At 62.4% G+C, this 20,630-nt stretch carries 21 protein-coding genes; 11 read left to right on the forward strand and 10 right to left on the reverse strand.

Annotation, left to right across the window (positions count from 1 at the left end; all coding sequences use genetic code 11):
- The first annotated feature begins 141 nt into the window (after positions 1-141).
- A complete protein-coding gene (locus tag A6U87_RS03785; protein WP_065689863.1) occupies positions 142-1,590 on the forward strand; it encodes a DHA2 family efflux MFS transporter permease subunit in 1,449 nt (482 codons plus the stop codon).
- A gap of 4 nt (positions 1,591-1,594) precedes the next feature.
- Here the strand turns inward: A6U87_RS03785 and A6U87_RS03790 are convergent, their stop codons facing one another.
- The 3 genes from A6U87_RS03790 to A6U87_RS03800 all read right to left on the reverse strand — a co-directional run bounded on the left by A6U87_RS03790 (position 1,595) and on the right by A6U87_RS03800 (position 5,284).
- On the reverse strand, positions 1,595-2,548 hold the full coding sequence (locus tag A6U87_RS03790; RefSeq protein WP_065689864.1) for a homocysteine S-methyltransferase family protein: 954 nt from the start codon (positions 2,546-2,548) through the stop codon (positions 1,595-1,597).
- Between the two features lie 84 nt (positions 2,549-2,632).
- The gene (locus tag A6U87_RS03795; protein ID WP_065689865.1) at positions 2,633-3,154 is read right to left on the reverse strand and encodes a DUF1697 domain-containing protein; all 522 of its coding nucleotides are present in this window, start codon (positions 3,152-3,154) and stop codon (positions 2,633-2,635) included.
- 21 nt (positions 3,155-3,175) lie between these two features.
- Positions 3,176-5,284, reverse strand: coding sequence for a S9 family peptidase (locus A6U87_RS03800; protein WP_065689866.1), 2,109 nt, complete (start codon positions 5,282-5,284; stop codon positions 3,176-3,178).
- 248 nt (positions 5,285-5,532) lie between these two features.
- Here A6U87_RS03800 and A6U87_RS03805 point away from each other — a divergent pair, with 248 nt between their 5' ends.
- Together A6U87_RS03805 and A6U87_RS03810 are read left to right on the forward strand one after the other, a co-directional pair.
- Complete coding sequence (locus A6U87_RS03805; protein WP_065690260.1) at positions 5,533-5,922, forward strand: DUF930 domain-containing protein; 390 nt, start codon at positions 5,533-5,535, stop codon at positions 5,920-5,922.
- Between the two features lie 106 nt (positions 5,923-6,028).
- Positions 6,029-6,817, forward strand: coding sequence for a polysaccharide deacetylase family protein (locus A6U87_RS03810; RefSeq protein WP_065689867.1), 789 nt, complete (start codon positions 6,029-6,031; stop codon positions 6,815-6,817).
- Between the two features lie 5 nt (positions 6,818-6,822).
- Here A6U87_RS03810 and A6U87_RS03815 read toward each other — a convergent pair whose 3' ends face one another.
- The 3 genes from A6U87_RS03815 to A6U87_RS03825 all read right to left on the reverse strand — a co-directional run bounded on the left by A6U87_RS03815 (position 6,823) and on the right by A6U87_RS03825 (position 11,042).
- Entirely contained in the window at positions 6,823-8,112 is a 1,290-nt protein-coding gene (locus A6U87_RS03815; protein ID WP_065689868.1) for an FAD-binding oxidoreductase, read from the reverse strand.
- A gap of 19 nt (positions 8,113-8,131) precedes the next feature.
- A complete protein-coding gene (locus A6U87_RS03820; protein WP_065690261.1) occupies positions 8,132-9,298 on the reverse strand; it encodes an AI-2E family transporter in 1,167 nt (388 codons plus the stop codon).
- A 214-nt stretch (positions 9,299-9,512) separates the two neighbouring features.
- Entirely contained in the window at positions 9,513-11,042 is a 1,530-nt protein-coding gene (locus A6U87_RS03825) for an MFS transporter (RefSeq protein ID WP_065689869.1), read from the reverse strand.
- A gap of 156 nt (positions 11,043-11,198) precedes the next feature.
- Here A6U87_RS03825 and A6U87_RS03830 point away from each other — a divergent pair, with 156 nt between their 5' ends.
- The gene (locus A6U87_RS03830; RefSeq protein WP_065689870.1) at positions 11,199-12,146 is read left to right on the forward strand and encodes a LysR family transcriptional regulator; all 948 of its coding nucleotides are present in this window, start codon (positions 11,199-11,201) and stop codon (positions 12,144-12,146) included.
- 15 nt (positions 12,147-12,161) lie between these two features.
- Here A6U87_RS03830 and A6U87_RS03835 read toward each other — a convergent pair whose 3' ends face one another.
- Positions 12,162-13,118: a VOC family protein gene (locus A6U87_RS03835; RefSeq protein ID WP_198928656.1), complete on the reverse strand. Its 957-nt coding sequence runs from the start codon at positions 13,116-13,118 to the stop codon at positions 12,162-12,164.
- 201 nt (positions 13,119-13,319) lie between these two features.
- Between A6U87_RS03835 and A6U87_RS03840 the strand changes: the two genes are divergently transcribed.
- The 3 genes from A6U87_RS03840 (at position 13,320) to A6U87_RS03850 (ending at position 14,870) form a co-directional block, all read left to right on the forward strand.
- Positions 13,320-13,751, forward strand: coding sequence for a universal stress protein (locus A6U87_RS03840; protein ID WP_065689872.1), 432 nt, complete (start codon positions 13,320-13,322; stop codon positions 13,749-13,751).
- A gap of 13 nt (positions 13,752-13,764) precedes the next feature.
- The gene (locus tag A6U87_RS03845) at positions 13,765-14,088 is read left to right on the forward strand and encodes a TraR/DksA family transcriptional regulator (RefSeq protein ID WP_065689873.1); all 324 of its coding nucleotides are present in this window, start codon (positions 13,765-13,767) and stop codon (positions 14,086-14,088) included.
- 113 nt (positions 14,089-14,201) lie between these two features.
- On the forward strand, positions 14,202-14,870 hold the full coding sequence (locus A6U87_RS03850; RefSeq protein ID WP_065689874.1) for a hemolysin III family protein: 669 nt from the start codon (positions 14,202-14,204) through the stop codon (positions 14,868-14,870).
- On the opposite strand, the gene A6U87_RS03855 is transcribed toward A6U87_RS03850, so the two are convergent.
- Both A6U87_RS03855 and A6U87_RS03860 read right to left on the reverse strand, forming a co-directional pair.
- Positions 14,871-15,347 carry a hypothetical protein gene (locus tag A6U87_RS03855; RefSeq protein WP_065689875.1) on the reverse strand — a complete coding sequence of 159 codons (477 nt, stop codon included), beginning with the start codon at positions 15,345-15,347 and terminating at the stop codon, positions 14,871-14,873. It lies immediately after the preceding gene.
- A gap of 49 nt (positions 15,348-15,396) precedes the next feature.
- Complete coding sequence (locus A6U87_RS03860) at positions 15,397-15,966, reverse strand: XRE family transcriptional regulator (RefSeq protein WP_065689876.1); 570 nt, start codon at positions 15,964-15,966, stop codon at positions 15,397-15,399.
- A gap of 26 nt (positions 15,967-15,992) precedes the next feature.
- Between A6U87_RS03860 and A6U87_RS03865 the strand changes: the two genes are divergently transcribed.
- A complete protein-coding gene (locus A6U87_RS03865; RefSeq protein ID WP_065689877.1) occupies positions 15,993-16,499 on the forward strand; it encodes a GNAT family N-acetyltransferase in 507 nt (168 codons plus the stop codon).
- A gap of 18 nt (positions 16,500-16,517) precedes the next feature.
- Here the strand turns inward: A6U87_RS03865 and msrB are convergent, their stop codons facing one another.
- Positions 16,518-16,928: a peptide-methionine (R)-S-oxide reductase MsrB gene (gene msrB, locus A6U87_RS03870; protein WP_065690262.1), complete on the reverse strand. Its 411-nt coding sequence runs from the start codon at positions 16,926-16,928 to the stop codon at positions 16,518-16,520.
- A 530-nt stretch (positions 16,929-17,458) separates the two neighbouring features.
- On the opposite strand from msrB, the gene A6U87_RS03880 reads away from it, so the two are divergent.
- Genes A6U87_RS03880 through A6U87_RS03890 form a run of 3 tightly spaced genes read left to right on the forward strand, consistent with a single transcriptional unit; the run spans position 17,459 to position 20,630 of the window.
- Positions 17,459-19,837, forward strand: coding sequence for a putative monovalent cation/H+ antiporter subunit A (locus A6U87_RS03880; RefSeq protein ID WP_065689879.1), 2,379 nt, complete (start codon positions 17,459-17,461; stop codon positions 19,835-19,837).
- On the forward strand, positions 19,834-20,253 hold the full coding sequence (locus A6U87_RS03885; RefSeq protein ID WP_065689880.1) for a Na(+)/H(+) antiporter subunit B: 420 nt from the start codon (positions 19,834-19,836) through the stop codon (positions 20,251-20,253). The genes A6U87_RS03880 and A6U87_RS03885 overlap by 4 nt, the downstream gene beginning before the upstream one ends.
- On the forward strand, positions 20,253-20,630 hold the full coding sequence (locus A6U87_RS03890) for a Na+/H+ antiporter subunit C (RefSeq protein ID WP_065689881.1): 378 nt from the start codon (positions 20,253-20,255) through the stop codon (positions 20,628-20,630). The genes A6U87_RS03885 and A6U87_RS03890 overlap by 1 nt, the downstream gene beginning before the upstream one ends.

Genomic DNA, 20,630 nt, shown 5'->3' on the forward strand with positions numbered 1-20,630 from the left:
ACACCAGCCCTGCCAGAAAAGCATAACGCCGCCACATTTGCGGGCGTATACAGAAAGGCAATCCCCCTTTGGCATTATGCCATACCATACCGCGGCCATCGCTTCCGCGCCGGCCCGCGCCATTGCGAGTGATCCCAGACGATGTCGGATCAGATCTATCAGGCGGCTGCCATCGGGCGTCGCCAGCCTAGTTTCCGCGTGATTGCAATGATCGTTGCGAGCGCCATGTTCATGGAACAGCTCGATGCGACCGTTTTGGCCACGGCGCTGCCCACCATGGCCCGCGATTTCGGTGTCAGTGCGCCGTCGATGAGTATCGCGCTGACCTCCTACCTGCTCAGTCTTGCGATCTTCATTCCGGCAAGCGGGCTGATCGCCGATCGCTTCGGGTCGCGCACGGTCTTCCGTTCGGCCATCGCCGTCTTCATTGCGGGTTCGATCTTCTGCGCGCTGTCGCCCAACCTTCTCTGTCTGGTGCTGGCTCGTCTGCTCCAGGGCCTCGGCGGCGCCATGATGCTGCCGGTCGGTCGCCTCGTGCTGCTGCGCAGCGTCGATCGCAAGGACATGGTCAACGCCATGTCATGGTTGCTGGTGCCGGCCCTGATCGGCCCGATCCTCGGGCCTCCGGTCGGTGGTCTGATCGTCACCTATCTCGACTGGCGCTGGATCTTCTACATCAACGTGCCGATCGGCATCATCGGCTTCACCCTGGTCTCGATCTTCATCGAGGATTTCAAGGGCAAGGCGTCGGGACGCTTCGACACCATCGGCTTCATTCTCTCCGGTATCGCGCTCGGCTCGCTGCTGTTTGGCTTCGAGACGTCGAGCCGGCCGGGAGAGGGAAGCTTTTCGCTGTTCCTGATTGCCGTCGGCGTGCTGTTCGGCATCGCCTATCTCAAGCATGCCCGCAACCATCCATCGCCGATCATGGATTTCTCGCTGATGAAGGTGCCGAGCTTCGGCACTTCGGTGATCGCCGGCTCGCTCACCCGCATCACGCAGGGTGCGCAGCCCTTCCTGCTGCCGCTCTATTTCCAGCTCGGTTTTGGTCTTTCGGCCGCCAAGGCTGGCCAGCTCGTCACCGCGGCTGCTCTTGGCTCCATGGCGATGAAGGCGTTTGCGCCACGCGTGCTGCGCCGCTTCGGCTTCCGCAACGCACTGGTCGCAAACGGTGTCGTCGCAACGGTCGGCTATGCGCTGTGCGCCGCCTTCCGCCCCGATTGGCCCCTCGGCCTGATCTTCGCGATCCTCGTCATGTGCGGCTTCTTCATGTCGTTCCAGTTCACGGCCTACAACACGGTTGCCTATGACGAGATCGATCGTGACCGGATGAGCTCGGCGACGAGTTTCTACACGACCTTCCAGCAGCTGATGCTGTCGCTTGGCATCTGCGTCGGCGCGCTGGCGCTGCACACGTCCATGTCGTTCAACGGCAGCGAGACCCCGCAGCTCCACGACTTCTCGGCCGCCTTCCTCTTCGTCACCGCGATCTCGATCACGGCAACCTTCTGGAACCTGCGCTTCTCCCGCACGGCCGGCGCCGATATCAGCGGCCACCGCGGCGAGAAGCCCGCGCACGCCGAGCATTGACCGTTCATGCCCGCGCCGGCGCGGGCATGCAGGCCTCGCAGATTGCCGCGACATGGCGGTGATCGGTGCCGCAACAGCCGCCGACGATGCGCACCTGCGGCATCTCCTGCATCAGCTCGCGATATCGCTGTCCGAGGTCGGCGGGGTCCCCCGCATCCAGCTCCTCGCTCTCGTCAAGTTCCGCGTGGCTCATGCGTGAGGCATTCGCGCGCAACCCGTAGATCCGCTTCACCCAGCCGCTGCGGTGGTCAAGAGCATCGGCAAAATGCGAAGGATGGGCGCAATTGATCATGTAATAGGCCGGCGATGCGTCGGTCGCCGCATCCGTGGTCTCGATCGCATCCTGCATGCTGCGCCCGGTCACCAGCCTGCCGTCCGTCTCGACCGTAAACGAGATCGCGCAGGGCATGCCCCTTGCTGCCGCAGCGCGCGCGACGCCGATCGCCTCGTCGATATTGGTCAGCGTAAACGCCGTCACCATGTCGGCTTGGCTCTCCGCGAAGCTGCCAATCTGGATGCTGTGATAGTCCTCGCTCTCCGCCGCATTCATGTTGCCAGCCTTGTAGCCGTCACCGCGCGGCCCGATCGCGCCGCTGAGGACGATCGGCCGGTCCGGCTGCTCGTGTTTTGTGCGCAACTCGGCCAGCAGATCGATGCCTGCAACGTTTGCTGCGTGCAATGCTTCACGCGTGTAATGAAGCTTTTCGCCCCAATCCGGATTGGCGCGCCATGTCGGGGTGTCGAGGATGAAACCCGCGCCGTGTCTGCGGGCAATGTCGAGATAGCGGCGATAGTACGCCCTCAACCGGTCGCGTCCCTCTTCCGAGGCGAGCATGACGAAGGATGCAAAGTGGGGAAGCTGCAGGCCGTCGTGGAAAATGAAGGTTGTCTCCATGCCGCCATCGGTCACGAAGAGGCCGCCATCGAGTTGCGGCAAGCAGTGTCGGTAGGTCGCCATCGGATCTCTCCCGTGCCAAACCAAAGGAATGCTGCACCGCGAGATTGATTGTTAAGTTTGTTCTAAAATAGGCGGCGGGCGCACTCAGCGCGCTTCCATCGCCGCGGCCATTTCGGCGAGCTTGCGCACCGTGTTCATGTTGCGGGCGGTTCCGGGTTTGAGGGCGGCGAGCTTGAGCTTGGATTTGCCGGCACCGATAGGGAAGTGGACATAGATCTCGCGCCCGGCCACGACCGCTGCCTCGCGATCAGGCGCGACCATTCCGTCCAGAGCGTTCCTGGGTGCAGCCTCCGGCAGGAAGCTGACGAGCACATAGTTTGGCTTGGCGTCGGGGAAGGGCGCATTGGCGACGACCGCATCCAGCTCCTTCCTGCTGCGGAGCATGACGCCCGGCTTCTTGCCAAGCGCCTTTCCGAGAGCCTCGTCGAGCCGACGCTCGACATCGGCAGCGCTAAGATCGGAGCGGAACAGCACGTTGCCGCTTTGGATAAACGTCGTGACGTCTGCGAAGCCGAGAGCTTCGCAGATCGCCTTCAGCTCCGCCATCGGCAGCTTGCCGGTACCGCCGACATTGATGGCCCGCAGCAGTGCCACATAGACAGTCACAGGCGGCTCCCGCTCATCGGCCTACATCTTGCCCGCAACCTTGATCGCGAAGGCATATTCGAAGGCGATTTCCTCGAGGCGCTGGAAGCGTCCCGAAGCGCCGCCGTGGCCGGCATCCATGTTGGTCTTCAACAGGATCGGCGCCGAGCCGGTGGTCTTTTCGCGCAGCCGCGCCACCCACTTTGCCGGCTCCCAATAGGTGACGCGCGGATCGGTCAGGCCGCCAAGCGCCAGGATGGGCGGATAGGCCTTCTGCCCGACATTGTCGTAGGGCGAGTAGGCGGCGATCTGTTCGTACTCTTCCTTGCTGTCGATCGGGTTGCCCCATTCCGGCCATTCCGGCGGCGTCAGCGGCAGCGTATCGTCGAGCATGGTGTTCAGCACGTCCACGAAGGGAACAGCGGCGATGACCCCGGCGAACTTCTCGGGCGCCATGTTGGAGATCGCGCCCATCAGCATGCCGCCGGCGGAGCCGCCCTCGGCGATGATGTTTGCGTAGGACGTGAACTTCTGTTGATTCAGATAGTCCGCCGCGGCAATGAAGTCCTTGAAGGTGTTGGTCTTCTTTTCCATCTTGCCGTCTTCGTACCAGGCAAAGCCCTTGTCCTTGCCGCCGCGGATATGGGCGATGGCATAGACGAAGCCGCGATCGACCAGCGACAGGCAATTGGTGTTGAAGCTGGCAGGGATCGTGACGCCATAGGCGCCGTAGCCATAGAGCAGGCACGGTGCGGAACCGTCGAGCGGGGTCTCCTTGCGATAGAGCAGCGTGACGGGAACCTCGACGCCATCCCAGCCGGGTGCGAAGACACGACGGGTGACATAGTCATCCGGATTGTGGCCCGATGGGACTTCCTGCGTCTTCAGGAGCGTGCGCTCGCGCGTCACCATGTTGTAGTCGTAGAGCTGCGAGGGCGTCGTCATTGACGAATAGGAGAAGCGGATGACGTCGCTGTCGTATTCCGCCGCACCCTGCAGGCCGAGCGAGTAGGCCTCTTCCGCAAAGCCGATCGCGTGTTCTTCGCCGGTCCGGCGGTCCCGGATCATGATCTGCGGCAGGCCGTCCTTGCGCTCCAGCCACAGCAGGTGCCGTGCATAGGCCATGTGGCTGATGATCAGCGTGCCAGGCTTGTGCGGCACGACCTCGCGCCAATTGGCCTTCTCCGGCGCATCAACCGGAGTCTCCATGATCTTGAAATCTTTCGCATCGCCATCGTTGGTGAGGATATAGAAGACATCCCCGCCTTCGGTCATCGAATATTCGACGCCGTCCTCGCGAGCGGCAACGAGCTTGGGCTCCGCGGTGAGGTCCTTGGTCGAGAGCAGCCGATATTCGCTTGTCTCGTGGTCGTGGATATCGATGTAGATGACGTCGTCGAGCAGCGAGCCGCCGACCCCCATGAAGAAGCCGGCATCCTCTTCCTCGTAGACCAGCCGGTCCTCGGACTGCGGCGTGCCGACGATGTGATGAAACACCTTCGACGGGCGGTGGTTCTCATCCAGCGCGGAATAGAAGAAGCTCTTGCCGTCGGGTGCCCAGACGCCGCCGCCGCCGGTGTTCTCGATCACATCGGCCAGATCCTCGCCGGTAGTGAGATCGCGGACCTTCAGCGTGTAGAATTCCGATCCCTTGTCGTCATAGCCCCAGATGCCGCGATTGTGATCGGTCGAATGATCGATTCCTGCCAGGCGGAAATAGGCCTTGCCGCCCGCTTCCTTGTCGCCGTCGAGAAGCACGGTGCGGATCGTCTCGTCCTTGACGTCGCCATCGCGCGGGATGCGGAAATAGCGCGGCTGCTCGCCGCCGGTGACGAAAAATGTGCCGTAGGCGTAGGCGCCATCCTTCATCGGCACGGAGCTGTCGTCTTCCTTGATACGGCCGCGCATCTCGGCAAACAGCGTCTTCTGCAGCGGCTTGGTGTCTTCCATCGCCGCATTCATGTAGGCGTTTTCCGCCTCGAGATGCTTGCGAATTTCGGGGCCGAGGATCGACGGATCCTTGAACATCGCCTGCCAGTTGTCGGCCCGCAGCCAGGCGTAATCGTCGGTGCGGGTAATGCCGTGGCGCGTATCGGAAAGCGGCTTCTTGGGCGCGACGGGCGGGGCAGGCAGGTTTTTGAAGGCGGACAAGGAAATGCTCCGGGTCGGAATGACAGGTGGGCAAGAGATAGAGGCCCACAGGCCCCGGATCAAGCTCGGAAGACTGCTTGCCGAGCCAGCCTGTGAAAAGCGAAGGACTGCTCACGTTGCCTTGATGTCACCACATTGTTTAAGAAAGTCCGCTACCGTCGCGCGGAATTCGGATATCGTTCGGCTCGGTCCCAAGCGGGCGGGCGATGGCGAAATTCCCGAACGTGCATGCAAAGGAATTCCACATAATGCCAAAACGTATCGTGCTGCTCCTGTCGGCTCTAAGCCTTGCCGCTCCTGCCTTCGCAGTAGATCCCGCCATCAAGAAGCAGCTCGAGAAACTGGACCCCGCCACGCGGCTCGAACAGAGCTGCGATACAGAGGCGATGAGCCGAATCAATAAGGATCCCTCCGGCTACAAGCCCGACAAGGTGATTGCCTACACCTTCAAGGATCCGGTCGCAGGCGACGACAAGCTGGAAGCACCGGGCGCCGTTTTCCGCAGCAAGGGCGACTGGTATCATCTGTCCTACACCTGCATCACCGGCCCGCAGCACATGAATGTACGTGATCTGCAGTACTCGATCGGCGACAAGGTCCCGCGCGAGAAGTGGACCAAGTATTACCTCTACGATTGAGGCGGCAGCGGGTGCCGCCGGGCGGTCGCAGCGGCATCAGACCACATGTCGCGCCTTCGCGCGATGCGTTAACAAGTCGTCAAACATTCAACGGCATCTCTTTGATATGAATCGCACTCTTCTCGTTCCGGCGCTGTTGTTCGCGTCCGTTTCCATTGCCTCTGCAACGAGCGTGGCAACGACGGCGCAGCCGCCTGTTACCCTGAAGGGGGCCGCGTCTCCGAGGCTGGTCGAGCCACACCTGCGCATCGCCCGCTCGAACGTGAAAGGGCATGCTCGCATCGCCCTGACCTTCGATGCCTGCATGGGCAAGGCCGACGACCGCATCCTGTCGGTGCTCGTCAGCGAGCGGATCCCGGCCACGATCTTCGTCACCGCCCGCTGGCTGAAGCACAATCCGCAGGCGCTCGAAATCTTTCTGAAGAACCCTGACCTCTTCGAACTGGAAAACCACGGACAGAACCACGTTCCCGCCGTCGACAAGCCGGTCTCGATCTATGGGATCGCCGCCGCCGGCTCCCCTGAGGCAGTCCGGCAGGAGGTCCAGGGCGGCGCGGACGCGATGCTCGCTGCCGGTATTGCCGCGCCCCGCTGGTTCCGCGGCTCGACCGCCAAGTACGATCTGTCCTCGATCGAGCAGATCCGCGCTATGGGCTATCGCATTGCCGGCTATTCCGTGAACGGCGATGGCGGCTCGCTGCTTGGTGCTGCCGTGACAGAAAAGCGGATCTCGTCAGCCAAGGATGGCGATGTGGTGATCTCCCACATCAACCAGCCGACCCACGCAGCGGGTGAGGGTGTCGCCAAGGCGATCCTCGACCTCAAGGCCAAGGGCACTGAGTTCGTTAGACTAGAGGATGTCGACGACACCGGCGACGACCAGACGACGGAATAGCCTGGTCAGTTGAAGAGCGTCTCGCGTCGATCCTGCACGGGGCGGGCGGCACCGAAGCCGGGGCCATCCCGGTCCAGCGCGAAATCGTCGAACCAATCCCTGTAACCACCACTGATCATCACGCCGATCATCTGAGCGGCGAGATAGGAGAAAGTGATGCCGTTGCCGCCATAGCCGTAGGCGGCATAGACGCGGGGGAGGGACGGAACCGGGCCGATCAGCGGCAAGCCGTCAACGGTCTCCCCAAACGTCCCGCACCAGGCGTTTGCCACGCGCGTATCCGCTCTCGGCCAGAGCCGCTTCATCTTTTCCCGGATCGCCATGATCTTTTGCGGTAGCTTCGCATCCCGCATCTCAGGATCGACGGTGTCGTCATCCTCACCACCGGCAACGATCCGGCCGTCCGCCGTCGTGCGCATGTAGAGGTAGGGATGGCTGTCTTCCCAGATCAGAGCCTGATCGCGCCAGAGCGTTGCCGGATCCTGCGGCACGGTGGCCAGCGCCCAGCTCGAGGTCTTGCGATGCAGCTTCGACATTTCGATCCCGGGCATTGTGTAGCCGGTTGCGAGCACCGCGGCTTTCGCTTCGATCACGAATGACCGGTCGGTCTCGGCCGTCACGCGGCCGCCTTCGCTGGTCAGCCGTGTGACGGAGGCGTTGACCAGGCGCGCCTGCTGCTTGATCGCCATGTCCAGCAGGCTCCAGGTCAGGAGTAGAGGGTCGGCTTCGGCCGCGCCGCGAGAAAGAATGCCGGCATCGCGATCGAGCTCGAATTGGGTGAAGAGATCGCAATGCTCCAGATAGGTGCTCGGTAGTCCGGCACGCCGGCGCAGCTCGACTTCCCGCATCAGGTCACCGGCCCCCTCGCTGTTGCTGGTGAGGAACAGCGATTGGCGTGGCCGGAAATAGCAGGGAATGCGATGCGCCGTGATGAGTTTGGCAAGACCGGCGACCGATCCGGCACTGCGCCGGTAGATGCCGATAGCGCGCTCGTGTCCGTAGAAATGTTCGAGCTCCGTCAGCGTCCGGTCGATCTCCCACTGCAACAGCGCGGTGCTTGCCGCGGTGCTGCCGAGACCCGGCTCCTCGCGATCGACAATCGCGACGGAAAGGCCGCGTTCCGACAGGTGCTGACCCGTCAACGCGCCGGTGATGCCACCGCCGACGACCAGTACGTCGACCTTGATATTGTCTGCAAGTGGTTGGTAGGCTGGCCTGACGCCGGCATGGCCCCAAAGGCATGCGCCGCTCGTCAGACGATCGTGACTGGACTCTTTCAGATCAACTTCGGCCATCGTACGCTTCTTACCTCAATCATTTCGGCAATTGCGGCTGCACTTTTTCTTCGATGAAGAGTTCATCGATGATGGTCATTACGATCAGCGATAGTGGTAGAGCCAGCATAGCACCGACTGCGCCCCACATCCAAGTCCAGAAGAGAATCGCGATAAAGACCACGAAAGGATTGATTTCCAGCCGTCGTCCCATCACCGCGGGGAAGATCAGGTTTTCCATCACAAGGTGCACGCAGAAGAAGGCCGCAGCCGGGATCAGACCGATCAGCACGCCGTCATGCGTCAGGATGCCGGCGATGGCGACTGCCAGCGTCATCATGGTGATCCCGAGATAGGGCACGAAGCTCGACAGGAACGCGAAGAACCCCCACAGAACCGGCGAGGAGAGGCCACCGACATAGGCGATGACCATCATCGTTACGCCAAGGCAGACATAAATCAGCGATGCTGTGGCGAAATAGAAGCCGAGCGCCTGCTCGACGCCATTGATGACGCGGATGGCGGCAAGCCGCTGGGGCCTGGTCTTGAAAACCATGATGATCGATTTGCGCAGGTTGACGCGGCCCGCCAGAAACAGAAGCAGCGCTGCGAAGAAGATCAGCGCCTGGACGAGGGCGGGCGTCAGGTTGGCGGTGATGAGATGCAGGATGTTGCCGGTGTTCTCGAGCAGCTTGTCGCTGGACATCGGGCCGCTCTGGAAGGTCTCCGGCGTGATGTGCAGCCACTTGATGCGCTCCAGGTAGGGAAGCAGCCGCTCCATCGTCTTCTCGGCGAAGGCGGGGCCGTCATTGGCAAGGGTCGCCAGCGGCCCGGCCAGCGAATTGGCGAGCAGGAAGAGGATCAGCGCGACGCTTGACGACAGCAGCACCGCATTGGTGATGCGTGGCACGCCGAGCTTGCTGAGCTTCTCCGCCAGGATGCCGAGTATCATGCCGACGACGATGGCAAGCGTGAGCGGAATGAGGATCAGCGCCATCATGTAGACGCCCGCCAGAGCAAGGATGCCGAAAATGCCGATGATCGCCCAGGCCGTGAGGATATCGAGGCCGTCCTTTTCCACGCGGCGCACCGGAGCCTGGGGCATCAGGTCGGTCGCCTCCTGCATGGTGCGTGCCCATGTGCTGACGTGGCGTTCGCCGAGTGCGATCTTGTTGGCCTGTTTGCGTATCCCGTTGGCAATGCCCATCGATGAAAGATCCCCGGAAGCCCGATGCTTCGAGCGCAAAACGCGGCTTACCGAATTGGGTTCCTTGGGGCGCAGAAGATAAATGCCGCGATCTTGCCGCATCCTGCGTGCAAGGTGAGCAAAAGTTCGGCGGGGGAGCAGGGCCGCTTCTCGGTACGCCCGGAGAGGACGAGAGACTGCGGCCCTGCCTGCTTCGTTCGTCGCGCGCGACCGGCTACGTCGCCGCGCTCTCACACGCGATCGCCTCTGGTTCCCGCACCCTGCGGCCGAGGAAGAGGACGACGACGATGGCCGTCACGATCGTAATTGCCGTCAAAAGCAGGAGGAGGGTGGCAAAGGCCTGCCCGTATCCCTGAACCAGCCCGTCACGGCCGATGGCCGGCATGCTTGCGACAGCGGCCTTCAGGTCCCCGGTGACCAGCTGCTGGGCCGCGCTGGTTGCGTTGCCTTCCGTGCCAAGGTTCGAGCGGATGAGCGCGGAGAGAACCGCGCTGACGACGGCCAGCGCCACGCCTTCGCCGGCAACCCGTGTCGTGCTGAAAATCCCGGTCGCCATGCCCGCCCGCTCCGTGGGAACGACGGAGACGGCGAGGCCATCCATCAACCCCCACGGCAGGCTGATCCCGACGCCGATCGTCAGGAGTGGCGCGATCAACAGCGCCGGTTGCGCGGCCGCCTGCATATTCGAGAGCCAGAAGAGCCCGCCCGCCGAGATCATGAGCCCGGCGCCACAGATGGTGGCGGGGCTGAACCAGCGCGTCAGCAATCCCGCGACGATCGGCAGGACGAGAAGCGGCGACGACAGCGCAATCATCATCTTGCCGGCCGCAACTTCGCTCATGCCGTCGATGCCGATGAAACGCACCGGCAGCAGGATGAGCAGGACGACGAAGGCGTAGGCAGGTGCGGCCGCCAGCAACTGCACGCCAACGAAGCGCGGATAGCGGAACAGCGACAGATCGAGCATCGGCCGCCTTACGGTGCGCTCGATGACGCAGAAGGCAATCATCAGCAGGGCCGACGCGGCCAGCAGGCCAAGGACGGCAGGGCTTTGCCAGCCGCGTTCAGGCGCCAGCAGCACCGCGTAGGTGAACAGCGTGAGCGCCAGCGTAAAGCTGATGGCGCCAGGCCAGTCGAGGCCGGATGCCGCCGGATCGCGAGTCTCATGCAGGAACACGGCGCCGAGGATGAAGGCGATGGTGCCGAGCGCGAAGACCAACGCAAAGATGGCTGGCCAGCCGAAAGTCTCCACCATGAAGCCGGAGGCGATGGGGCCGAATGCCAGCCCGACCCCGAAGCTCGACCCGACGATACTGAAGGCACGCATGCGGGCATTGCCGTCGAACTCCTGGGCAAGCGACGCCATGCCGCCCGAAAAGGCCGCCGCGGCGCCCAGCCCCTGCAGCGCCCGCAGGATGTCGAACCAGATGATGTCGGTGGAGAAGGCAAGGGCCGCTGAAAACAGAAGGAACGCAGCCAGCCCACACAGGAATATGCGTTTGCGTCCATAGCTGTCGGCCAGCGCGCCGGCGGCCATCAGGCTGCTTCCAAAAGTGAGCATGAAGGCGTTGGTCACCCAGTTGAGGGCGATCGGGCTGCCGCCGAGATCCCGGGTGATCGAGGGAAGGGCAACCGCAGGGCCGGTAAATGTCAGCGGCATCGCGGCCGCGGCACAGCAGACGCCGATCAGCGCCAGCGTCTTGGTCCCCGCCTTCGCGGGGCGTGTCTTGTCGGGTCTTTTCATGAGGTTTCCGCCTGGTTGAAAATGACGTGCGCGCGGACGGGCATAGTCGAAACCCTGGAACTCGCGGCCAAGACAAGATAAATTTGCAGGAGTGATTGCATAAGATGGCGACCTTTCCGCCCATTGCGGAAAGAAACGCTCGAATAAGGAGTGGCAATGGATCAGTTGAACGGCTTGGCCGCCTTTGTCAGGACGGCCGACCTCGGAAGCTTCGTTGCAGCCGGCCGGGTGCTGGGTCTGTCCGCTTCGGCCGTCGGCAAGGCGGTGACGACGCTTGAGCGGCAGCTCGGCGTGCGACTGTTCCAGCGCTCGACGAGGAGCATCAGGTTGACCGAGGAGGGGCGTCTGTTCCACGAACGCTGCCGGCGCGTTCTCGACGATCTCGAAGACGCGCAGGCCTCGCTGGCCGAAGCCGTGGCGACGCCGCGGGGACGGCTGCGCCTCAGCGTGCCGCTGGTCAGCTATCATCTGCTGCTGCCGGTCCTGCCAGCGTTCATACGGCTCTATCCCGAGGTCGAACTCGATCTCGACTTCAACGATCGCATCGTCGATCTGATCGAGGAGGGCGTCGATGTGGCGATCCGCAGCGGCAACCTGCCGGATTCCCGCCTGATGTCGCGGGCGCTGCGGCCGTTGCAGATGCTGTTGTGCGCCTCGCCCGCCTATCTCGCGGAGCATGGCGTACCGAAGACGCCGCAGGATCTCTGCGGTCATCTCGGGATCCGCTTCCGGTTCCCCAACAGCGGCAAGATCCAGAACTGGCCCTTGACCCTGCCCGCAGGCGCTCCGGAGCTTGTGGTCCGCACATCGATGGTCTGCAACAACATGGAGGCCTTGCGGGGAGCGACGCTGAGCGGTCTCGGAATCGGCTGCATGCCTGATTTTCTCGCCCGCAGCCCGCTCGCCGAGGGGACACTCAGCACCGTGCTCGGCGACCATATCGACGGCCCTGGCCAATTCCACCTGCTTTGGCCGTCGAACCGGCATCTCTCGCCGAAGGTGCGCGTTCTGGTCGACTTCCTGACGGAGGCGCTGTTTGCTGACAGCTGCGACAGCCCCGCCACAACGACAAACGCCCACCGTTCGGTGGGCGCTGCCGGATGATTGCGAGGCTGAGAGTTAGGCCGTCAGCGTCAGGCCGATGCCCCACGGATCTTTCAGGAACACGCCGCCGTCGCGCTTCTCGCTCTTGATTTCGAGCTCGTCGAGCTTGGCGACCGCCTTATCGAGCGCCGCTGTATCGTTGAAACGAAGGGCATAGTCGGACAGTCCGGTCATGCCGTCGGCGCGGGTGCCGGCGCCACGACTGTTCCAGATATTGGCGGCAACATGGTGGTGGTAATCGCCGGTGGCAAAGAAGCTGGCGCCGGGGTAGCGCGCCATCAGCTTCAGGCCGAGCACGTCGCGATAGAATGTGTCTGCTTCCGGAATATTTCCGACCTGCAAATGGATATGGCCGATCGCAGTGCCGTCCACCATGCCGTTCCACGCATCCTGTGGCGCGCTGTTATAGAGTGCCTGGAGGTCGAGACGGAGCGTCGCCATTTCAACCTGGCCGTCCTGATGGAACTTCCACTGCTCGTGCGGCCGGTCGGCATAGATCTCGATGCCGTTGCCTTCCGGGTCGGAGAGATAGATCGCTTCGCTGACGAGGTGGTCGGAAGCGCCCTCGAGCACGACATTGTTGTGCGCCGCATGGCGCAGCCAGCGAGCAAGTTCCGTACGGTTGGGCATCAGGAAGGCCGTGTGGAACAGGCCCGCGGCATTGCGCGGCGCCGTGCGGATGTCCTTGCCTGTCGTCAGCGTCAGCAGCGGCGTGCCATCGACTCCGAGAACTTCGCCACTGGCTGTCTTCTCGATGACCTTGAGGCCCAGCATCGATTGATAGAAGCTGGACACCTGCGCCAGGTCAGTAACGACAAGATGCGAGTGGTCGACATAGGCAGGGCGCGTCAGCGCATAGGAAGTTTCGGTGGTCGTCATACGGATATCTCCTGCCTGTGAAAGAGTAGGCGTACCGGCGGTGGCAGCGAGCGCGCTGCCTGTAGCGATGCCAAGGAATTTTCGCCGATCCATTGCTTCTGAGCTCCCCTTGGCCGCTGTACTTGATCCCGTATATGGCGGATTTCCATCGTTCACAAAAGATCCCGTTTTGGCGATGAAGCGTTCGACGATCGTTGACGGTCCGCGGCGTGGGGGACTTGATCTTGATCAAAGCGCCTTATCTTCTTTCTGAGAAGATCGCGCAGCAAGGTCAGGCGCGACAGGAGGGCCGGAGTGTACAAGAAGATCATCGTAGCCATTGAAATCGGGGCACTGGCGGATGGAGAAGCAACGTTCCGCAAAGCGGCGACATTGCTCGACACGGGAGGGGAAATCATCCTCCTGAACGTGGTCGAGGATATCCCGACCTATGTCGCCGTCGACCTTCCCGTGGAGCTCGTCGAAAGCGCTGCGGCCGACGCACGCACCAAGCTGGAGGCTCTTATCGTCACGACCGGGATTCCCGCCAGCCTGCAGATCAGTCACGGCCGTCCGGCCAGCGGCATCCTCGCCGCAGCCGAAGCCAACCATGCCGATCTGATCATCCTCGCATCGCACATTCCCGATATTAGCAATTACTTCATCGGCGCGACTGCCGACCGGGTGGTGCGCCACGCGAAATGTTCGGTGCTGGTCGACAGGCAGCGCCGGGCGACAGCGGCATAAGGGAGGCAAGCCTATGAGTGACATGCAGGCATACGAGAAGATTTTGCTTGATCGTCAGCGGGAGCTGCAATCGCGCCTGAGCCGGATTGATGTCGATCTCGGCCGGCTCAAGGAGCAGGACAGCGATGATCGCGCGACCGAGATGGAAAACGATGAAGTGCTGGAGGGGCTCGGCCAGGCCGGTCAGGAAGAGTTGCGCGCCATTGCCGCGGCCCTGACCCGGATTGCCAACGGCACCTACGGCACATGCGCCAATTGCGGTCTGCCCATTTCCAAAGAGCGTCTCGCCGCCGTACCCTATGCGCCGCTCTGCGAAGAGTGCATGCCGCACTCGTAGGCCTGCGCAGCCGCGCGCCTCCTCACGAAGATGTATCACGACCGCAAAGCTGTTGTATTGCGCGCAAGCCGCTGAAGTGACACCATCAGCCGACCGAAAGAGGGCGTTCCGGCATGACGGAGTTCAACGGTATACGCTGGGCTTATGACAAGTACGAACTGATCGCGGATGGCATCGTCCACGGTATCGGTCTTGCTTTTGCTCTGGTCGGCGCCACCGCCCTGATCTTCTATGCGACCGTCTGGAGTTCGCATGGAGAGCTCGCGGCGGCGTGGATATATGCCGTCGGCCTTGTCCTCACGATCGGCATTTCGTTTTCCTATAACGCTTGGCCGGTATCGCGAACAAAGTGGTTCCTGCGGCGGCTCGATCATTCGTCGATCTTCATCCTGATCGCCGCCACTTACACGCCCTTCCTCCAGCGCGGCGCCGACAATCCGCTGCTGTTCGGCATGCTGATCGGCATCTGGGTCGTCGCCGCGGTCGGCGTGTTCCTGAAATGCGCTTTCCCCGGCCGCTACGACAAGCTGGCGATCCTTCTCTACCTCGCAATGGGTTGGAGCGGTGTGATGGTGGCCGGGCCAGTCGCCGAGCGCATTCCCTTTGCGTCCATGCTGCTGATCGTTATCGGCGGAATTATCTATTCGCTCGGCGTGATCTTCCACGTATGGGAAAGGCTGCGCTTTCAGAACGCGATCTGGCACGGCTTCGTCGTTGCCGCGGCCGCGGTGCATTATTCGGCGGTCTTCACCTGTCTCAGCATGGGCGCGTCAGGGCTCTGATCAGCCACAGCGCGGCGGTGCCGCCAGTGTCTTCACCATATGCGCGACGATCGGATCGTACTGCGTCAGTGCGGCTTTCGGGTAATCGAGCGTGAAGTACCCGATGGCGTCGTGACAGAGCGCAATCGCCCGGACATAGAGAATGCGATCCTTGCGGGAGCCGGAATAGCTTGCCCAGGTCTTTGACGACTTGTTGTAGCCGATCGCCCAGCCATCCTGCTTGTCCATCGCGACGCGGCTTTTGACCTCGGCTGCGAAATCGTCTTCCATCCTGTTTGCGCCGAAGACCCGCAGTTCGGCTTTTCCGTCCTTCGACGTCAGCGTCATACCGTCGCCGTTGTCGGCTTCGGCCGTAACCTTGAAGTCTCCCGGAAGGTCGATCGCGTAGCCGAACCGGGCGTTGGCATAGGGGCGCCAATCGTCCGCCAGCGCCGGCGTTGCGGTCAAACACAGCAGTAGGATGAAGCGGTTGATCATCGGGCGGCTCCTTGGTCGCGACGAAGCCTAGCGCATCGCGGCGATTATTTCAGCCTGTCTTGCTCAAGGTCACGACATAGCGGCAGTGGGCGGTGCTGCGGTTGCGGAATTCGCAGTCGGCCGCCGGCCCGAGCAGCAGGCAGTCGCCCGCGCCGAGATTATGCACGATGCCGCCCTCCGTGAAGGTGAGTTCACCCTCAACCACCCAGATACATTGCCTCAGGAAGACAAAAGAGGATGCCGGATAGGCCACGGAAGCGCCGGCAGGAAGATCGATCTCCACGATATCGAACGGACTGCCGCTTGCCGGCGAGACGTGACGGCGCGTATAGCCCGTTTCGGGATCGGTCCAGACCTGCTGGTCCGCGCGCCGGGCAAGCCGTTCGCTGCCGGCTTCGGCGCGGGCGATCAGCGCCGAGACGGTCAGGCTGAAGGCGCCGCAGAGTTTTCCGAGCAGCGACGCCGTCGGGCTGCTCTCACCGCGCTCGATCTTGTGGATCATGGCGCGTGACACGCCCGATCGGTCTGCCAGATCGCTAAGGGACCACCCGCGTATTTCCCGCTCGGCGCGGACGCGCTCCCCTAGACAGTAGTCAAAGTCGTTTGATATAGTGGACATATTGAAACAATAGTGGACTAACGCAAATGCCGCAAGCCATTCTCGTCCGTGACGCGACCGAAGCCGATCTCCCAGCCATTCGCGATATCTACAATCACGCGGTAGAGCACACGACGGCGATATGGAACGAGACGGTGGTCGACCTGCCAAACCGTGTGGAATGGTTCAAGATGCGCCAGGCGCGCGGGTTCCCCGTTCTGGTCGCGGTCAAGGACGGCCTGGTCGCCGGCTATGCCTCCTATGGCGACTGGCGCGCGTTCGAGGGCTTTCGACACACCGTCGAGCATTCCGTTTATGTGGAAAAGGACCATCAAGGCGCGGGTGTCGGCAAGTTGCTGATGCAGGCCTTGATCGAGCGCGCGGCCGCAAACGGTATCCACGTCATGATCGCCGGCATCGAGGCCGGAAACGCGGCATCCATCGGACTGCACGAGAAACTTGGCTTCCGCAACGGCGGCACGTTCTACGAAGTGGGCACGAAGTTTGGCCGCTGGCTGGATCTGACGTTCATGGAACTTCGCGTCTCCAAATAACGACGGCGTTGTGCCTCCTTATTTCCCGGGCTCGAACACCATTGCATGGCCGTTGATGCAGTAGCGCAGGCCGGTGGGTGGCGGGCCGTCGGGGAAGACGTGGCCGAGATGCGCATCGCAGGTTCCGCACCGTATTTCCGTGCGGACCATGCCATAGCTGCTGTCGCGATGCTCGGTCACCGCGTCCGGCGAAACCGCCTCGAAATAGCTGGGCCAGCCGCAACCTGCATCGAATTTGGTGTCGGATCGGAAGAGTGGCGCATCGCAGCCGACGCACCGGTAGAGGCCTGTCTCGAACGAGTCCCAGTAGGGGCCGGTAAAGGCGCGTTCGGTGCCGTGCTGCCGGGTCACCCGGTATTGCTCCGGCGTCAACTGTTCCTTCCATTCGGCATCCGTTTTCCGGACCTTGGCGGTGGTCGTTTCTGCCATGGGTGTTGCTTCCTTTCGGATCGGGCCTGCGGCGGCTGCGTCGATCGCAAATGTGGTGCGGCTTCCGGAAACGATCAAGAGATACGTCTTTCAGAGGGAGACGGTCTCACGGGGTACGCCGAATAGGGATGATATATTTTAGCGCAGTGTTGAAGTATTGTTAAGAATAAGTGGGGTGTTTGTTTGGGGAGCCTGGGTTTTGCCTGGTGTCTTTTGGGGTATATACGGTGCCGTTGTGGTCCTGTTCGTCATGATGTCCTTCCTGGAGGGGTGGGCTCATCACGATCGGTGGACGACGGCACGGCTCACCGGGCTCCTGTGTGCTCTCATCTGGCCAGTGATGCTGGCCTTTTTCCTGCTGCACAGCCGCCTCTCGCCACTTTTTTATGTCCGTGAGGTTGCCGTTCCCTGTGAGTATCGCGCGGCGCGGCCGAAGAAAGCTTGAGGCAGGGCGGTTCTTCTCCTAAACCTAGCTGGCACTTCTGATTTTGGTTGATTTGTTCATCGGCCATGCCAGCAGAGGAGGGGACATGGCCGCTGTCACGGCTTTGACATTCGCGGCCCTGTGCATGCCGTTTCTTGCAGCCGCCGTCGCTCCCTTCATCGTCCGGGCGTTGGGTGACAAGGCTGCATGGCTTCTGGCTGTCGCCCCATTCCTTGCTTTCCTGCACTTTTTCAGTCTGCTGCCCGTGGTGGCCGGCGGCACTGTCGTCACCGGCGGCTATGCCTGGGTGCCGAGCTACAATCTCGCGTTTTCCGTCCTGCTTGACGGCTTGTCGCTGACCTTCGCGCTGCTGATCACCGGGATCGGAACGCTGGTGGTGCTTTATGCCGGCGGGTACCTGAAGGGTCATCCTGACCTTGGACGTTTCTTCTCGTTCATTTTCCTCTTCATGGGCGCCATGCTCGGGCTGGTCGTGTCCGATAGCTACCTGATGCTGTTTGCCTTCTGGGAATTGACGTCGATCACCTCGTTTCTGCTGATCGGTTTCGATCACAGCCGCGAAGCGTCGCGCCGGGCGGCGCTGCAGGCGCTCGTCATCACCGGCGGCGGCGGCCTCTTGCTACTCGCCGGGTTGCTTCTGCTGTGGAGCGTCACCGGAACGACGGACCTCTCCACGCTGCTGCGTTCCGGCGATCTGTTGCGCGCAAACGCCTATTATCTGCCCATTTTGCTGCTGGTACTGGGTGGCGCCTTCACCAAGTCGGCACAGTTTCCGTTTCATGTCTGGCTGCCGAACGCGATGGAGGCGCCGACGCCGGTGTCCGCCTACCTGCATTCCGCGACCATGGTGAAGGCCGGTGTCTATCTGCTGATGCGGCTTCAGCCGCCAATGGGCGGAACAGCCGCGTGGGAAGCCTTGCTGCCGGTGTTCGGCGGCGCGACGCTGATCGTCGGCACGCTGCTTGCCGTTCGCCAGACCGACCTGAAGCTGAAGCTTGCCTACACCACCGTATCCTCGCTCGGCCTGCTGGTGATGCTGACCGGCTTCGGCACCCCTTACGCGATCGAGGCCGCGGTGCTTTATCTGGTGGCGCACTCGCTCTTCAAGGGCGCTCTCTTCATGGTCGCCGGCATCATCGACCACGAAACCGGCACGCGCGACATCACCCGATTGTCCGGCCTCCGGAAAGCGATGCCGCTGACCTTTGCCGCCGCGCTGGCGGCTGCCGTCTCGATGGCCGGCTGGCCGCCCTTCTTCGGCTTTCTCGCCAAGGAAGAGATCTACGCCGCACTCGCCCATAGCGACCCGCGCTCGATCATGTTCACCGTCGTTGCTCTCGCCGGCAATGCACTGATGTTTGCCGTCGGCTTTGCCGTGGCGCTGAAGCCCTTCATCGGAAAGACGGTGGAAACCCCGTTGCATCCGCACGAGGCACCGCCGCTCCTGTTGACGGGGCCAATCGTGCTGGCATTGCTCGGCCTTGTCGGAGCGGTCTTCTCCGGCACGGCCCATTACTATATCTCGACGCCGATGGCGTCTGCCGTGCGTGGCGCTGCCGCTCCCATCGAGATCTCGCTGGTCCCGCATATCGGCGTGCCGCTATTTCTCTCGCTGCTGACAGGCGTGATCGGCATCGGCGCCTATTGGCAGCTGGCTCGCGGGCGCATTCTGATGGCCGCGTTGCTGCGCAAGCTCGGGCCGGGGCCGGATCGCGGCTTCGACCATGCGATCACCGGCCTTGTTCGCCTTGCTGTTGCTGTCACCCGCTTCATTCAGCCAGGGCGTCTCGAACTCTATGTCACCACGACCTTCCTTTGTGTCGCGGCGATCCTGCTTGTTCCGCTCTGGCTCTATGGCGAATGGCCGTCGCTGCCGGCGATGCCGGATGGAGTTCCGCTTTACGAATGGGGGATTTTCCTCCTTGCCGTTGTCGGCCTGGCTGCCGTCGTCTGCGCCCGTGATCGCCTGACGGCCATCGTCTCGCTTGGCATCCAGGGCTTTGCCGTGGCCATCATCTTCCTGCTGTTCGGCGCCCCGGATCTGGCCTTCACGCAGTTCATGGTCGAGACGCTGTCGGTGGTGATCCTGGCGCTGGTGATGACGCGCCTGAGGCTGTCGCCGACCGACCGGCGCTCGCTGGGCCAGACGCTCCTCGATGGCGCGATCGCGCTTGCCTGCGGCACCGGCTTTGCCCTGCTGCTGATGAAGGCGACGGACGGGCCGTTCAACACGGGACTCGCCGATTTCTTCAACACCTATTCGAAGACCATCGCCCATGGCGCGAACGTCGTGAACGTCATCATCGTCGATTTCCGCGGCACCGACACGCTTGGCGAGATCGCGGTTGTCGCCGTCACCGGGCTTGCCATCCTTGCGCTGATCCGGGTGAGGGCGCAGACGGAGCGAAAGCTGGCTGAGAACGATCCCGATGCGCCCGAGGATCTCGGGGTGGAACGCCCATGAACACGCTGATCTTCAGAACCATCGCGCCGGTGCTCACAGCCTTGATGCTGCTCTTTTCGGTTTTCGTCCTGCTGCGTGGGCACAATGAGCCGGGCGGCGGCTTCATTGGTGGGCTGATTGCTGCCTCGGCGCTGGCGATTTTCGGCATTGCGCGCGGTGTCGGGGCAGTGCGCCACGCCATCGTCTTTCATCCGCTGGCGATCGCCGGCGCCGGCCTGTTGCTCTCATGCTGTGCCGGCTTGCTGTCCATCTTTTTGGCCGTGCCGTTCATGACCGGCCTGTGGATCTATCCGTCGGTCTTCGGCGTCGAGGTGCCGCTGTCGAGCGTCATGCTGTTCGATATCGGGGTTTATCTCGTCGTTGTCGGCGCCATCACGTCGATCGCGCTGGCGCTGGAAGAGCGGGAGGTCGAATGATGGAGCCGGTCTTTGCGATCCTCGTCGGCCTTTTCTTTTCCGCCGCGATCTATCTGATGCTGTCGAAGTTTTCCATTCGGATCATGCTTGGCATCGCCGTCCTCGGAAATGGCGTCAACCTGCTGCTGTTTACGGCAGGGCGGCTGACACGCGAAGTGCCGCCGATCATCCCCGGCACGCTCGATTCATTGCCCGCCGGCGCGGCCAATCCACTGCCGCAGGCCCTGATCCTGACGGCGATCGTCATTTCCTTTTCGTTTCTCGCCTTCCTCCTGGTGCTGACCTATCGCGCCTATCAGGACGTTGGCACCGACAACACCGATGAGATGCGGGTTGCCGAGCCCGTCAATCCGCCACTGCCGCCGATGGGGTATTAG

It is taken from the genome of Rhizobium sp. AC44/96, assembly GCF_001692185.1.
Taxonomy (GTDB): Bacteria; Pseudomonadota; Alphaproteobacteria; order Rhizobiales; family Rhizobiaceae; genus Rhizobium.

What these genes read in the sequence shown, in the direction of transcription:
- A6U87_RS03880 (WP_065689879.1), top strand. Translation starts at nt 17,459, where the DNA reads ATGGCCGCTGTCACGGCTTTGACATTCGCGGCCCTGTGCATGCCGTTT.
- A6U87_RS03865 (WP_065689877.1), top strand. Translation starts at nt 15,993, where the DNA reads ATGCCGCAAGCCATTCTCGTCCGTGACGCGACCGAAGCCGATCTCCCA.
- A6U87_RS03860 (WP_065689876.1), bottom strand. Translation starts at nt 15,966, where the DNA reads ATGTCCACTATATCAAACGACTTTGACTACTGTCTAGGGGAGCGCGTC.
- A6U87_RS03830 (WP_065689870.1), top strand. Translation starts at nt 11,199, where the DNA reads ATGGATCAGTTGAACGGCTTGGCCGCCTTTGTCAGGACGGCCGACCTC.
- A6U87_RS03790 (WP_065689864.1), bottom strand. Translation starts at nt 2,548, where the DNA reads ATGGCGACCTACCGACACTGCTTGCCGCAACTCGATGGCGGCCTCTTC.
- A6U87_RS03855 (WP_065689875.1), bottom strand. Translation starts at nt 15,347, where the DNA reads ATGATCAACCGCTTCATCCTACTGCTGTGTTTGACCGCAACGCCGGCG.
- A6U87_RS03845 (WP_065689873.1), top strand. Translation starts at nt 13,765, where the DNA reads ATGAGTGACATGCAGGCATACGAGAAGATTTTGCTTGATCGTCAGCGG.
- A6U87_RS03810 (WP_065689867.1), top strand. Translation starts at nt 6,029, where the DNA reads ATGAATCGCACTCTTCTCGTTCCGGCGCTGTTGTTCGCGTCCGTTTCC.
- msrB (WP_065690262.1), bottom strand. Translation starts at nt 16,928, where the DNA reads ATGGCAGAAACGACCACCGCCAAGGTCCGGAAAACGGATGCCGAATGG.
- A6U87_RS03825 (WP_065689869.1), bottom strand. Translation starts at nt 11,042, where the DNA reads ATGAAAAGACCCGACAAGACACGCCCCGCGAAGGCGGGGACCAAGACG.
- A6U87_RS03850 (WP_065689874.1), top strand. Translation starts at nt 14,202, where the DNA reads ATGACGGAGTTCAACGGTATACGCTGGGCTTATGACAAGTACGAACTG.
- A6U87_RS03785 (WP_065689863.1), top strand. Translation starts at nt 142, where the DNA reads ATGTCGGATCAGATCTATCAGGCGGCTGCCATCGGGCGTCGCCAGCCT.
- A6U87_RS03820 (WP_065690261.1), bottom strand. Translation starts at nt 9,298, where the DNA reads ATGGGCATTGCCAACGGGATACGCAAACAGGCCAACAAGATCGCACTC.
- A6U87_RS03885 (WP_065689880.1), top strand. Translation starts at nt 19,834, where the DNA reads ATGAACACGCTGATCTTCAGAACCATCGCGCCGGTGCTCACAGCCTTG.
- A6U87_RS03890 (WP_065689881.1), top strand. Translation starts at nt 20,253, where the DNA reads ATGGAGCCGGTCTTTGCGATCCTCGTCGGCCTTTTCTTTTCCGCCGCG.
- A6U87_RS03815 (WP_065689868.1), bottom strand. Translation starts at nt 8,112, where the DNA reads ATGGCCGAAGTTGATCTGAAAGAGTCCAGTCACGATCGTCTGACGAGC.
- A6U87_RS03835 (WP_198928656.1), bottom strand. Translation starts at nt 13,118, where the DNA reads ATGGATCGGCGAAAATTCCTTGGCATCGCTACAGGCAGCGCGCTCGCT.
- A6U87_RS03805 (WP_065690260.1), top strand. Translation starts at nt 5,533, where the DNA reads ATGCCAAAACGTATCGTGCTGCTCCTGTCGGCTCTAAGCCTTGCCGCT.